Raw genomic sequence first — 13,133 nt, forward strand, 5'->3', positions numbered from 1 at the left:
ATCACCATCACGTCGCCCACCCACGTCTTGGAGCGCCCGACGATGCGCGCGATGGCCTCGCGCGCGTGCCCCTTGGCGGCCAGCCGGTGCAGCGCCTGCGCCAGTTCCAGCGCGTCGAGGTCGTGGCGCTGCAGGTTCTCCACCAGCGACACGTCCAGCGCCGGCAAGCCGGCGGTGATGATCGCCGGGATCAGGGCGTGGCCCAGCTGCTGGAAGGCCAGCAGCCGGCGCTCGCCGGCCAGCAGCTCGTAACGCTGGCGGGCGGTCCGGCGCACCACGATGGGCTGCAGGAGCCCGAATTCCCGGATGGAAGTGGTGAGCGCCTCCAGCTCCGGCTCATAGACGCGGCGGCGCGGCCGGCCGTAGGCGGGCTCGATCTCGATCAGCGGGAGCAGGGCGACGTCGGGCAGCGCCACAAGCCCGTCGGCGGTGGTCATCATGGCTGGCTCGTGTGCAGGGGAGGGGAGGGGAGGCGCGGGCGCACCCCGCCCATGGCCAGGGGATGATTACGCGATAATAGGAATATTGTCAAGATGCCGCCGCCGGCAGCGCTCCGGCCATCACACCCCACAGCGGTCCAATCTGCAGCAGAGCCGGGCAGGTCAGTCCCAGCGGATCTCCGCCACCGGGCCGAAGGCCAGCATGCTGCCGTCGGGCAGGACGATCAGGCCCTCGACGTCGCCTGTCAGCAGGAGATGGTCCTCGTGCTCCTCGGCGACCGCGCCGTGCTCGAGATGGAGGATCCACCCGCCCATGGCGAGAGGCCCGAGCGGGCCGAGGTCGACGGTGACCGGCCCGGAGTCCTCGGCGACGATCCGCGTGCCGGCGCCGGGGCCAAAGTGGACCACGCCGTTCTGCGCCGACGCCGTCTGGACGGCGGCGGGGGCGGGCGTCGGCGGGATAGCCCGTGGCGTGTCGGACTGTGGCACGAGTGTGGGGCCGGGCGTGGGGCCGGTCGTGTCGCCGTCGTGCGGGTCGTCCGCGGGCCGGGCGCCGGCCGACGGCTCCGGCGGCGCCATGGGACCGCGCGCGGCGGCCACGGCGGCGAGGTCGGCGGGGCTCAGCGCCTGGCCGACGGAGCGCACTGCCTCGGCCGAACGCGCCCTGACGGCGGCCATCAGGCCGGGCAGGCGGCCCAGCAGGCCGGACGCCGCAGCGCTTTGCCGCGGTGCGGCCTCGGCGGCCAGCGCCTGGAGGATGCCGGCCTCCAGGCCGGCCGGCGCCGGGGCGGCGTCGTACGCGGCGCGCAGGTCGTCGGCGGTGCGGGCCAGCCGGTTGACGGCGGCAAGGATCTCGCCTGCGTCGCCGCGGGTGGCCAGCGCGTTCAGGGCGCGGCGCCACTCGTCGCTCGACAAGCCCTGGTCAAGCCCCTGTTCCAGCAGGTCGATCAGTTCTTCGCGGGACATCGCCGGCCCTTTCCTCCGATGGCGCGGCCGGTCCATCCGGTCGCGTCCATGACATGTTGGTCACACGGCGTTCGGAAAAGTTCCATCGAGACGTTCGCGCAGCGCGTTGCGGGCCCGCGACAGCCGCGACCGCACCGTGCCGACCGGTACGTCCAGGATCCGCGCCGCGTCCTCGTACGACACGCCGTCCAGCGCCACCAGCACGAAGACGGCGCGCGCGTCGTCCGACAGCTCGTCCAGCGCGGCGCGCAGGCGCTTGACCTGCTGGCGGCGGGCGTGCGCCTCCTCCGGGTCGGCGGCGTCGGCGGGGTGGAACTGCAGCACCTCGTCCGAGACGAAGTGGTAACGGTGCTGCGGTGCGCGCGACCGGTGGTTGCGCGCCACGTTGTTGGCGATGGCGCAAAGCCACGTCCACATGGTCGATTCGCCGCGGAACCGGCCCAGCTGGCGGTAGGCTTCCAGGAAGGTCTGCTGCGTCAGGTCCTGCGCCTCGTCGGGGTGGCCGACGCGCTTCAGGATGAAGCGGTAGATGCGGACGTTGTATTCCGAAACAACGCGCTGGAACTCGCGCACCGTCGCCGCGTCCGGCGGCGCCACCGTCGCCGGGATCTCTCCACGCTCCATCGCACCCGCTCCGCTCATACCATCGCCGCGCGGGCGAGCCGGCGCGGCGATGGAGCGTGTTCAAAGCAATTCCGATTTGTCCATACGTGTGCAACCGGCCCCGGATCAACAGAGGGTGTGGCTCAGTAAACGACGACGTACTCGACGTTCTTGAAGTGCAGCGTCGACCCGTCGGGCAGCGTGATGACGCCGGAGAACGGAACGCCGTTGGCGTGCCAGGTGGCGCCCTGAATGATCGGGTTGCCCTCGGTCACCGTGACGGCGACGTCGGCGAACAGCAGGTTCATGACCCGGATGCCGTCCTGGCCCTCGCCGCCGTCGAAGGTGTCGTGCCCGAAGCCGGGGCCGAAGACGTAGAAGTCGTGCCCGGCGCCGCCGTCCACGGCGTCGTCGCCGCCCGAGCCGGCGATGATGTCGTCGCCGTCGCTGCCGTCGATCTTGTCGTTGCCGGCGCTGTCGCGGATGACGTCCTTGTCCTCGCCGCCGCGGATCTCGTCGTCGCCGGCCCCGCCCCAGATCACGTTCTCGCCGCGCTTGGCCTCGATGGTGTCGTTGCCGTCGCCGCCGTCGATCCAGGCGCCGTCGCCGTCGCTGACGATCCGGTCGTTGCCGGCCCCGCCCTGCAGGGTGCTGCCGTCGCCGCCGTCGTACAGGGTGTCGTCGCCCTCGCCGCCGTTCATCTGGTTGGTGCCGCGGCCGCCGTCCATGCGGTCGTCCCCGGCGCCGCCGCGCACGGTGTCGTCGCCATCGGCGCCGTACAGCTTGTCGTCGCCGCCGCCCGCCTCGATCATGTCGGCGCCGGCGGTGCCGGTGAAGGCGTTGTTGCGGTCGTCGCCGTGGAACGTGGTTCCCTGGCCGCCCCCCTGGCCACCGACAATGCGCTGCGTGGCGTCGATGTCCAGGGTGCGGCCGATCCGGGGCTTGGCGGGGGTGGCGTTCGTCATCGCGGCGTCCTCGCTGTTCGCGGCAGTTCATCCGATCCACAGTCTTGGTGACGCCGCCGCGCGACCGGTTCCACCGGCGGTGCGATATTTTTCCTGGTCGTATGCAGGCGGTTGAAACCTAAGGCGTATCTCCGCCATGGTGGCGTCCATGACGGAAGGGCTGTACCGCAAGGAAGCGCTCGACCACCTCGGCGCCGTCGCCGAGCTGGAGGACGCGATGTCGCTGACGCCGCCGGCCACCTGGGCGGCGCTGGCGGCGCTGGGCGCGCTGATCGCCGCCGCGGTGGCGTGGAGTGTGGTCACCCGCGTCCCCGTCTCGGTGGCCGGGCAGGGCATCCTGATCAACCCCGGCGGCATCGTCGACGTGGTCTCCGCGACCCAGGGGCGGGTCGAGGCGGTGCTGGTCCGCCCCGGCGACCGGGTGCATGCGGGCCAGGTCGTCGCCCGCGTCGACCAGACGGAGACGGCCATCAGGCTGGAGCAGCTGGAAGGCCAGCTGGCCGACGCCCGCCGGCAGCGGGACGCGGTGGCCGCCTACCACGACCGCACCATCCGCGCCACGCAGGAGCTGCTGGCCGAGCAGGAGCGCGCACTGCGCCTGCGCGTCGGCATCCTGCAGGAGCAGCGCAAGTGGCTGCACGAGCGCGCCACCTACCAGGCCGAGCTGGACGCCAAGAAGTACATCGCCCGCCAGCAGCTGATCGACACCCGCGTCGAGATGAACAAGGTGGACGACACCGTCGCCCAGACCGAGATCCAGCTGGTGTCCCTGCGCACCCAGGCCGAGGAGCGCGCCATCCAGCGCGACCGCGAGCTGTTCCAGATCGAACAGAAGATCGAGGAGCTGGAGCGCATGGTGGCGGGTCTGCAGGATTCGCTGTCGCGCAACCTCGTCATCACCAGCCCGCACGGCGGCCGGGTGGCGGAGCTGAAGGCCACGCACGGCGAGTACGTGGTGCCCGGCAAGGCCATCGTCGGCCTGTTGCGCGACCGGCCGGAGGCCGAGGGCGCGCCGGGCCTGCTGGAGGCCGTGCTGTACCTGCCCCCGCGCGAGGGCAAGAAGGTGGCGCCGGGCATGGAGGTGTTCCTCGGCCCCTCCACCGTGGACCACGAGACCTACGGCTTCCTGACCGGCCGCGTCGCCGCCGTGGCCGCCGTGCCGTCCTCCACCGAAGGCATGCTGCTGACGCTGAAGAACGACCAGCTGGTCCGCGCCCTGTCGGGCGAGGGGGCGCCGTTCGAGGTGCGGGTGGCGCTCGATGCCGATCCGGCGACGCCCAGCGGCTATGCCTGGACTTCCTCCCTGGGGCCGCCGGTCGGCGTCGATCCGGGCACGCTGACGGAGGGGCGCATCGTCACCGACCGGGTGCCGGCGGCGGCGCTGGCCGTGCCGGCGATGCAGCGCCTGCTGGGCAAGGCGCCATGATGGGCTTCTCGCTGTTCGGGGGGCCGCGCGTGCGCACGCCGACCGTTCTGCAGATGGAGGCGTCGGAGTGCGGGGCGGCGTCGCTGGCCATCGTGCTGGGCCACTTCGGGCGCTTCGTGCCGCTGGAGGAGTTGCGCGTGGCCTGCGGCGTGTCGCGCGACGGCAGCCGGCTGGACAACGTGATGCGCGCCGCCCAGGCCTACGGCCTGGAGCCGGAGGCGTTGCGGGTGGAGCCGGACGAGCTTGCCGAGTTGCCGCTGCCGCTGATCGTGTTCTGGGAGTTCAACCACTTCCTGGTGGTCGAGGGGGTGGGGCGCGGCCACGTGCGGCTGAACGACCCGGCCACCGGCCCGCGCACCGTCACCCGCGCCGCGTTCGACCGCGCCTTCACCGGCATCGCGCTGGTGCTGGCCCGCGGGGCCGAGTTCCGGCGCGACGGCCGGCCGCAGCGTCCGCTGGCCGGGTTGGCGGAACGGCTGCGCTCCTCTCGATCCGCCTTCGTGTTCGCGGTGCTGGTCAGCCTGACGCTGGTGGTGCCGGGGCTGCTGCAGCCGACCTTCGCGCGGGTCTTCACCGACTACGTCCTGATCGGCGAGCAGGCGGGGTGGCTGAAGCCGCTGCTGCAGGCGATGGGCGGGGCGGCGCTGTTGACCTTCCTGCTGACGTGGCTGCAGCAGTCGGCGCTGCTGCGCTTCGAGACCAAGCTGTCGATGGCCGGGGCCGGGCGGTTCCTGGTGCACGTGCTGCACCTGCCCATGGGCTTCTTCGCCCAGCGCCACGGCGGTGAGGTGGCGGCGCGCGTGGCGCTGAACGACCGGCTGGCGGTGCTGCTGTCGCACCAGCTGGCGACGGCGGCGCTGAACCTGCTGACCGTGGCGGTCTTCGCGCTGGTGATGGCGCAGTACGACCTGGTGCTGACCGGCGTGGTGGTGGGCTTCGCGGCGCTGAACCTGCTGGCGCTGGCGCTGACCACGCGCGGGCTGGCCGACCGGGGCGAGCGCGCCATCGCCGAGACGGGCAAGCTGGCCGGCACGGCCATGCAGGGCCTGACGATGATCGAGACGTACAAGGCCGGCGGCACGGAATCGGTGCTGTTCACCAAGCTGGCCGCCGCCAACGCGCGGCTGCTGACCATCCGCCAGGACATGCAGCGCGCGCAGGCGCGGCTTGGCATGCTGCCGCCGCTGCTGGCCGCCGTGGCGGGGGCGGCGGTGCTGGTGGTGGGCGGCCTGCGCATCATGGAGGGGGAGATCACCGTCGGCATGCTGGTCGCCTTCCAGGGGCTGATGGGCCTGTTCCTCGGCCCCGTCGGCGCCTTCGTGCAGCTGGCCGGGCAGATCCAGGACGCGCGTGGCCTGCTGGCGCGCACCGACGACGTGCTGCGCCAGCCGGCGGACCCGGCGTTCGCCGCCGGCCGGCCGGCCGGGGCCGCGCCCGCGGCCCGGAAGCTGGCGGGGGCCGTGCAACTGGTGGACGTCACCTTTGGCTACAGCCCGCTGGAGGCGCCGCTGATCCGGGGGCTGTGCCTGGACATCCCGGCCGGGGCGCACGTCGCCATCGTCGGCGCGTCCGGCAGCGGCAAGTCGACCATCGCCAAGCTGGTCTCCGGCCTGTACCGGCCGTGGTCGGGGGAGGTGCGCATCGACGGCCAGCCCATCGACGCGATCCCGGTGCCGGTTCTGCGCAACTCGGTCGCCGTGGTGGACCAGGAGATCGTGCTGTTCTCCGGCTCCGTTCGCGACAACCTGTCGCTGTGGGACGGGGCGGTGCCGGAGGAGCGGCTGCACGCCGCCGCCCGCGACGCGGCCATCCACGACTTCGTCGCCAGCCGCCCGGACGGGTACGAGGCGGTGCTGCACGAGCGGGGCCGCAACCTCAGCGGTGGCCAGCGCGCCCGGCTGGAGCTGGCGCGCGCCCTGGCGCTGGACCCCAGCGTCCTGATCCTGGACGAGGCGACCAGCGCGCTGGACCCCCTGGCCGAGGCCGAGGTGGCGGCGAACCTGAAGCGCCGCGGCTGCACCTGCATCATCATCGCGCACCGGCTGAGCACCATCCGTGATGCCGACCTGATCGTCATCGACCAGGGCCGCATCGTCCAGCAGGGCCGGCACGAGGCGCTGAAGGACGTGGACGGCCCGTACCGAAGGCTGCTCGACGCATGAGCGACGCCGTTCCCATCGCCCGCGCGGCACCCGCCGCCACGGCGGCGCTGCCCGCCGACCGGCTGGCGCAGCTGGGCGAGCGCGTGGCCGTGGCGGAGGCCTGGACGCTGGGCGGCGCCGGCTGGCTGATCGCCAGGGGCGGGGCCGAGGTCTTCGCGCTGGCGGCCGGGGGGACGGGCGAGGAGGGCAACCGCCGGCACCTCTGCACGCTTACCGCCGGGACGCTCGTGCCGGTCCTGCCCGACCTGCCGGGCGAGGCGCGCCTCGTCGCCGTGCCCTGGGCGGAGACGGAGGCGGTGCGCTTCGACGCCGACGCGCTGGCCGCCGCCGGGGCCGACCCCATGGCGGCGCTGGCCCTGGCGGACGGGCTGGACGCCTGGATCGGCCGCCTGGGCGACGGTATCGCCGGGCTGGTCGCGCAACGGCCGCGCCCCACCGTGCTGGCGGTGCCGGGGCGGCGGCTGGCGCTGCCGGCGGGCGCGCTGGTCGCCGGGCGGCGGCGCGTGGCGTGGCTGACGCTGCCCCAGGGCGGCATGCTGGCCGGGCTGGAACCGGTGGCGGGCGCCGTCCCGGTCACCGCCGGGCTGTGGGTGGAGGTGGACGCGGCCGCCGAGACCATGGCGGCGGCGACGCTGTTCGCCCTGCGCACCACCGCCTTCTGGGAGGCGCTGGCCGCCTTCCACGCCGCGGCGCTGGCGGTGCTGTCGGTCAACCTCAGCTTGGCATTGGTCGACGACCACGCGCTGGTCGCCGCCCGCGCGCGCCGGCAGGAGCACGACCTGCGGGAGGCGCTGGGCGACCTCGCCGGGCTGGTCGGCGGACCGCCGGCCGAGGCGGCGGTGGACGCGCGGGGTGGGGAATTCCTGTTCGCCGCCGCCGCCGCCGTGGGCAAGGCCATGGGGATCAGCGTCGTCCGGCCGGCCAAGATCCGCGCGGCGGAGGCCGACGTGCCGCCGACGCTGGAGGAGGTGGCGCAGGCCTCCGGCTTCGGGCACCGGCGCATCGCGCTGGAGGACGGCTGGTGGCGGCGCGACCACGGGCCGCTGCTGGCGTTCCGGAAGGATGGCGGCCGGACGGGCGGCGGACAGGCGGTGGCGCTGCTGCCGCGCGGCGGCTGGCGCGCGGGCTACCGTGTCTACGACCCGGCCGACGGCAGCACCCGGCCGCTGGACCGCCAAGGCGCCGCGGGCCTCGCCCGGCACGCGCACGTGCTCTACACGCCGCTGCCGGACCGGAAGGTGACGGTGGCGGGCCTGTTCGGCTTCGGCTTCCGGCAGGGCGGGGCGGACGTGGCGTCGCTGCTTCTGCTGTCGCTCTTCGGGGCGCTGCTGGGCACGCTGCCGCCGGTGCTGACGGGCTTCGCCATCAACACCGTGGTGCCCGGGCGCGCCACCGACCGGCTGCTGGAGATGGGGGCGGCGCTGGCGCTGGCCGCCGTCGTCAAGATGGCCGTCGATCTGGCGGCACGGGTGGCGGCGATCCGGCTGGACGCGCGGGCCGGCGGGCGGCTGCAGGCGGCGCTGTGGGACCGGGTGATCCGCCTGCCGCTGTCGTTCCTCAGCCGGCACGCGGCCGGCGACCTCGCCGCGCGGGTCGGCGTGCTGGAAACCTTCGCAGCGTCCGTGCGCCAGCTGGCGTCCGGCGGCGTGGTGGCGGGGGCGACGCTGCTGTCCAGCCTGGGGTTGCTGTTCTTCTACGACCTGCGGGCGGCGCTGGCGGCGTGCGGGCTGATGGGGGTGCTGGTGTCGGTCACCGTGGCGGCGGGGTGGCTGCAGAACCGCGCCATGGCCGACGGCGAGCAGAAGGCCGGCCTCGTCAACGCCTTCGTGAACGAGGTGATCGGCGGCATCCAGAAGATCCGGCTGGCGGCGGCGGAGACGCGCGCCTTCGTCGGCTGGGCCCGGCGCTTTGCGTTGATGCGCAGCCGCATGCTGCGCGCCCGCCGCGTGGCCAACCTGCACACGGCCTTCCTGGCCGGCTATCAGGTGTTGAGCCTCGCCGCCATGTTCGCCGTGGTCGCATTGCTGCGCGAGGAGGCGTTGAGCACCGGCGCCTTCCTGGCCGTCGTCGTCGCCTTCGCCGGCGCCAGCGCCGGGGCGGCGCAGCTGGCGCAGCTGGTCATGGCCTGCTTCTTCCTGGCGCCGGGGCTGAAGTACGGGCGCACGCTGCTCGACGCCGTGCCGGAGCGGCGCGCCGGCAAGGTGGATCCGGGTCCGCTGTCCGGCGCCATCGAGGTCAGCAACCTCGGCTTCCGCTACGAGAACGGCGGCAGCGTCTTCGCCGGCCTGTCCTTCACCGTGGAGCCGGGGGAGTTCGTGGCCGTCGTCGGCCCGTCGGGCTGCGGCAAGTCCACGCTGGTGCGGCTGCTGCTGGGGCTGGAGACGCCGCAGGCGGGGGCGATCTTCTACGACGGGCGCGACCTGCGCGGCCTGAACCCCCAGGCGGTGCGGCGGCGCATCGGCACCGTGCTCCAGCAGGGGCGGCCGATGGCGGGGTCGATCCTGGAGAACATCCGCGGCACCTCGGGCTGCACGGTGGATGAGGCGTGGGAGGCGGCCGCCGTCGCCGGCCTTGCCGACGACATCCGGCGCCTGCCCATGGGCATGCAGACGCTGGTGACCGACGGCGGCGGCACCCTGTCGGGCGGGCAGGCGCAGCGCCTGATGATCGCCCGCGCGGTGGCCGGCAAGCCCACGGTGCTGATCTTCGACGAGGCGACCAGCGCGCTCGACAACCGCATCCAGGCCGAGGTGATGAAGCGGCTGGAGGCGCTGTCGGCCACCCGCATCGTCATCGCCCACCGCCTCAGCACCATCGCCAACGCCGACCGCATCCTGGTGCTGGATCAGGGAAGGGTGGTGCAGAGCGGCACCTACAAGCGCCTGATGGCCGAGAACGGGCCGTTCGCCCGGCTGGCCGGCCGGCAGATCGCATGATGCGGATTTTTTGCGGGAGCGGGTGGAACTCCCGCCCGCCGGCCGTCACCAACGGACAGCTGCGCCGGCCATCGGGGACCGGCTTGTTCATGGAGTTTCCGGCATGCGCCGTGACCGTACCTTCTCCGCCCTTCCGCTGGCCGTCGCCGCCCTGGTGCTGGGCATGGGAATGTCCGGGGCCAACGCTCAGTCTCAAAATCAGGCCGGCGAAGTCTGCGTTCAGCAGAATGGCGTGTATCTTGCGAATGTCCGGATCAAAATCTTCGAAAGCCACGGCAGAGTGGTGAGGGGGTACGAGAAGAAAGGCGTGGTCATCGGCGCGATGTATTGTGCTCCCTTTAAGTACATCGATGACAGGGTCCTTATTACCGTGGACGCAGTCCTTGGGCAGGCGAAGCAATGCCAGTTCACCTTGTTCGGCCGCACCGGCCAGCAGACGGTCACGTCGTCCGGCACCACGCTCAACGTCGGTCTGGCCTGCCCCTGAGCGTGTGGCGCTCCCTTCCATCGCGATGGGCGGACAACCGGAACTTCCGGACGCCGGTCGTCACCAACGAACACCAGCGCCGGCCGTCGGGGGCCGGCCCGCTTCATGGAGTTTCCGCTATGCGCCGTGTCTTTGCGTTCGGCACCCTTGTTTTCGCTGCCATCCTGGCGCTGGAGGCGGGAACGTCCGCCGCCCACGCCCAGGAGGGCAGGCAGGCCGGCGAAGTCTGCATCGTGCAGAACGGCGTCTACCTCGCCTTTCTCCGCATCGGCTTGTTCGGATCGAACGGTCGCCAGTGGGCGTATCAGGACAAGGACTCCGTGCCCATCGGCCAGATGCACTGCGCGCCCTTCCTGAACACGGACGACCAAGCTTTCGTCAACGTGGCCGTCGTCCTCGGGCATTCGAAGGACTGCAGGTTCAACCTGAAGGGCCGCACCGGCCGGCAGGTGGCGATCGCCTCCGGCACCTCGCTCAACGTCGGGTTGATCTGCCCGTGAGCGTTCGGGAAGACCGGGGCGCCGGTCTTCGGCGCCCCGATCCGGGTCCAAAAACATTGACATCCAATATTGCGATTCGCATTCTCGGCCACAGCGAGAAATTGCAATGCGCCGGGCGCTTCGAATCACGATCATGACGGACTTCGACGGACGCATTGGATTGACCGGGCCGCGCGCCGCCGGTCCGACCGCGTGAAGGCCGGCGCCTTGTCCCGCACTCCGGCGCATCGCCGAACGCCCTTCCTCGCGATCCTTGTCGGGCTGGCCCTGACGGCGTCCCCGGCCGTGGGGCAGGGGCTGCAGCCGAACCGCGCCTACGCGCCGCCCGCCCCCGCGGGCGTGCCGCCGGTTCCCGCCGCGGCCGAGGGCAAGGCCATCAAGCTGACCCTGCCGGAGGCGGTGTACCTCGGCCTGCGGCAGAACCGGCAGATCCGCAGCGCCTACCTGCAGCGCGTCGTCGACAAATACAACCTGCTGCTGGCGGAGAACGAGTTCCGCCCGCAGGGCTCCATCGTCGCCGGCTACAGCGTGCAGCGCACCGGGTCGCTGAAGGTGCCGCCCGACGTGGTGGCGTCCGGTGGTGGCGGCGGGGCGACCGGCAACACCTACCGCAGCAGCGCCACCGTCACCCCCACCGTGACTTTGAAGAGCCCGATCGGCACCACGCTGGGCCTGACCTGGGGCAACAGCCAGACGGCCGCGCGCGGCACCCTGCCGGGCCAGCGCAGCGGCAGCCAGACGCTGACGCTGTCGGTCATCCAGCCGCTGCTGCGCGGCGCCGGCTATGACGCCGCCACGGCCGGCCTGCGCATCGCCCGCATCCAGGAGCGCGCCGCCCAGGTGCAGCTGAAGGCGCGCGTCGCCGACACGGTCACGCAGATCATCGGCGCCTATCACCAGTTCATCGCCGCCCAGCAGCGCGTCGGCATCGCCCGCGCGGCCGTGAAGCGCGCCTACGACCTGCAGGCGACCAACCAGGCGCTGATCCAGGCCGGCCGCATGGCGGAGGCGGAGCTGGTGCAGTCGCAGTCCACCGTCGCCTCGCAGGAGCTGGCGCGCATATCGGCCGAGAACGCCTTCGATTCGGCGCGGCTGCAGCTGGTGACTCTGCTGGCGCTCGACCCGCACACGCGCATCGAACCCGCCGACACGCTGAGCGCCGAGCCGGTGCGCATCGATTTCGAGGCGGTGCGCGCCATCGCCTTCGACAGCCGGCCCGACCACCTGGGCCAACTGCTCTCCATCGAGACCGCCCGCATCGCCCAGGCGCAGGCGGAGAACCAGCGGCTGTGGGATCTGTCGGCCACCGGATCGGTCAGCGTGCCGACCAGCGGGCGCAGCGAGCGCGAGGCGCTGGAGCTGATGGGGCGCAGCCGCACCAACCTGGGCGCCGGGCTGCAGCTGGTCATCCCGCTGAACGACCTGCCGCAGCGTCAGGCGGTGGTCAGCGCCACGACGCAGCTCCGGCAGAGCGAGCTTCAGCTCGAACAGCTGCGCGCGCAGATCGAACAGGACGTGCGCGACGCCGTGCGCAACGTCGACACGCTGTGGCGCCAGTACAAGCTGGCCAAGCAGGCGCACGAGCTGACCGTGAAGAAGCTGGAGATCGAGAACGCCAAGCTGCGCGCCGGGCGCACCACCAACTTCCAGGTGGTCAGCTTCCAGAACGAGCTGCGCCAGGCCGAGGTGATCGAGCTGGAGGCGATGATCAGCTACCTGAACGCGCTGGTGGCGCTGGACCAGCGGCTGGGCACCACGCTGGACACCTGGCAGATCCAGCTCAACGATCCCGAGGCGCCATGAGCAATCTTTCGGGAACGGGCATGACGGCGGGCACCCTGCCGGGGAGCGACGACGCGACGCGCGCGATCCTCGACAGCATGACCGAGGGCGTCGTCAGCATCGGCACCGACGGCCGCATCGTCGCCTTCAACCCGGCGGCGTCCACCATCCTGGGCATTCCGGCCGACGACGCGCTGGGCATGCCGTTCGGCGCGGTGATGCTGGAGGTGCCGGGCAGCGACGCCTTCGTCGACGCCGTGCTCGACGTGCTCCAGGCCGCCGACGAGGAGGCGGAGCGCCGCAACGAGGTCCCCTTCACGCGGCCGGATGGCAGCACCGCCACGTTGTCGGTGGAAACGAGCGCGCTGTTCGACACCGCGGGCGGCCGGCGGCGGCGCCAGGGCATCGTCTGCCTGTTCACCGACGTGACCGAACTGGTGGCGTTGCGCGAGGCCGAGCGCGAGGCGGCGCACCGGCTGGAGGAACAGCACCGTAAGCTGGCCACCGCCTACCGCGACCTCGAGCGCAGCAAGGAGGAGGCGCAGGCCTCCACCCGCCGGGCGCGCACGTGGCGCCTCGCCGTTGCAGGATCGGTGCTGATGCTGTTCGCCGTGGCCGGCGGCGTGGCGTGGCAGTCCGGCGAGTTCCGCTCCGCCGCCGCCCCGATGCCGATGCCCGACGCCGTGCCGGGAGGCATGTCCTTCACCGTGCAGCCGCGGCCGGCGCGCAAGACGGTCGAACTGATGGGCGCCATCGAGCCGGGCAGCATGGTCACGGTGGTGGCGCCGTTCGGCGGCGTGCTGAAGGAGAAACGTTTCGAGTACGGCCAGCGTGTGGCGGCCGGCACCGTGCTCGGCATCGTCGAC

The 13,133-nt window shown here is 72.5% G+C and carries 11 protein-coding genes; 7 read left to right on the plus strand and 4 right to left on the minus strand.

Annotated features, from left to right (window positions below):
- The 4 genes from VED21_RS19690 to VED21_RS19705 all read right to left on the minus strand — a co-directional run.
- On the minus strand, window positions 1-440 hold a 440-nt coding region (locus VED21_RS19690), incomplete at its 3' end, for a ParB/RepB/Spo0J family partition protein (protein ID WP_324885157.1).
- A 162-nt stretch (window positions 441-602) separates the two neighbouring features.
- The gene (locus VED21_RS19695; protein ID WP_324885159.1) at window positions 603-1,406 is read right to left on the minus strand and encodes a hypothetical protein; all 804 of its coding nucleotides are present in this window, start codon (window positions 1,404-1,406) and stop codon (window positions 603-605) included.
- A gap of 60 nt (window positions 1,407-1,466) precedes the next feature.
- Window positions 1,467-2,030, minus strand: coding sequence for an RNA polymerase sigma factor (locus tag VED21_RS19700; RefSeq protein WP_324885161.1), 564 nt, complete (start codon window positions 2,028-2,030; stop codon window positions 1,467-1,469).
- A gap of 122 nt (window positions 2,031-2,152) precedes the next feature.
- Entirely contained in the window at window positions 2,153-2,974 is an 822-nt protein-coding gene (locus VED21_RS19705) for a calcium-binding protein (protein ID WP_324885163.1), read from the minus strand.
- 148 nt (window positions 2,975-3,122) lie between these two features.
- Here VED21_RS19705 and VED21_RS19710 point away from each other — a divergent pair, with 148 nt between their 5' ends.
- The 7 genes from VED21_RS19710 to VED21_RS19740 all read left to right on the plus strand — a co-directional run.
- On the plus strand, window positions 3,123-4,400 hold the full coding sequence (locus tag VED21_RS19710) for an NHLP bacteriocin system secretion protein (RefSeq protein ID WP_324885165.1): 1,278 nt from the start codon (window positions 3,123-3,125) through the stop codon (window positions 4,398-4,400).
- Window positions 4,397-6,562 (plus strand): NHLP family bacteriocin export ABC transporter peptidase/permease/ATPase subunit, encoded by a 2,166-nt coding sequence (locus VED21_RS19715; RefSeq protein ID WP_324885167.1) that lies wholly within the window; start codon window positions 4,397-4,399, stop codon window positions 6,560-6,562. Before VED21_RS19710 ends, VED21_RS19715 begins: the two co-directional genes overlap by 4 nt.
- Window positions 6,559-9,498 carry an NHLP bacteriocin export ABC transporter permease/ATPase subunit gene (locus VED21_RS19720; protein WP_324885169.1) on the plus strand — a complete coding sequence of 980 codons (2,940 nt, stop codon included), beginning with the start codon at window positions 6,559-6,561 and terminating at the stop codon, window positions 9,496-9,498. Before VED21_RS19715 ends, VED21_RS19720 begins: the two co-directional genes overlap by 4 nt.
- A 103-nt stretch (window positions 9,499-9,601) precedes the next feature.
- A complete protein-coding gene (locus VED21_RS19725) occupies window positions 9,602-9,985 on the plus strand; it encodes a hypothetical protein (protein ID WP_324885171.1) in 384 nt (127 codons plus the stop codon).
- A 119-nt stretch (window positions 9,986-10,104) separates the two neighbouring features.
- Window positions 10,105-10,485 carry a hypothetical protein gene (locus tag VED21_RS19730; RefSeq protein WP_324885173.1) on the plus strand — a complete coding sequence of 127 codons (381 nt, stop codon included), beginning with the start codon at window positions 10,105-10,107 and terminating at the stop codon, window positions 10,483-10,485.
- Between the two features lie 207 nt (window positions 10,486-10,692).
- Complete coding sequence (locus tag VED21_RS19735) at window positions 10,693-12,288, plus strand: TolC family protein (RefSeq protein WP_324885175.1); 1,596 nt, start codon at window positions 10,693-10,695, stop codon at window positions 12,286-12,288.
- Window positions 12,285-13,133, plus strand: an 849-nt coding sequence (locus VED21_RS19740; RefSeq protein ID WP_324885177.1) for a PAS domain S-box protein, incomplete at its 3' end; no start/stop codon positions are given. The genes VED21_RS19735 and VED21_RS19740, both read left to right, overlap by 4 nt.

Source organism: Azospirillum sp. (assembly GCF_035627195.1).
Lineage (GTDB): Bacteria > Pseudomonadota > Alphaproteobacteria > Azospirillales > Azospirillaceae > Azospirillum.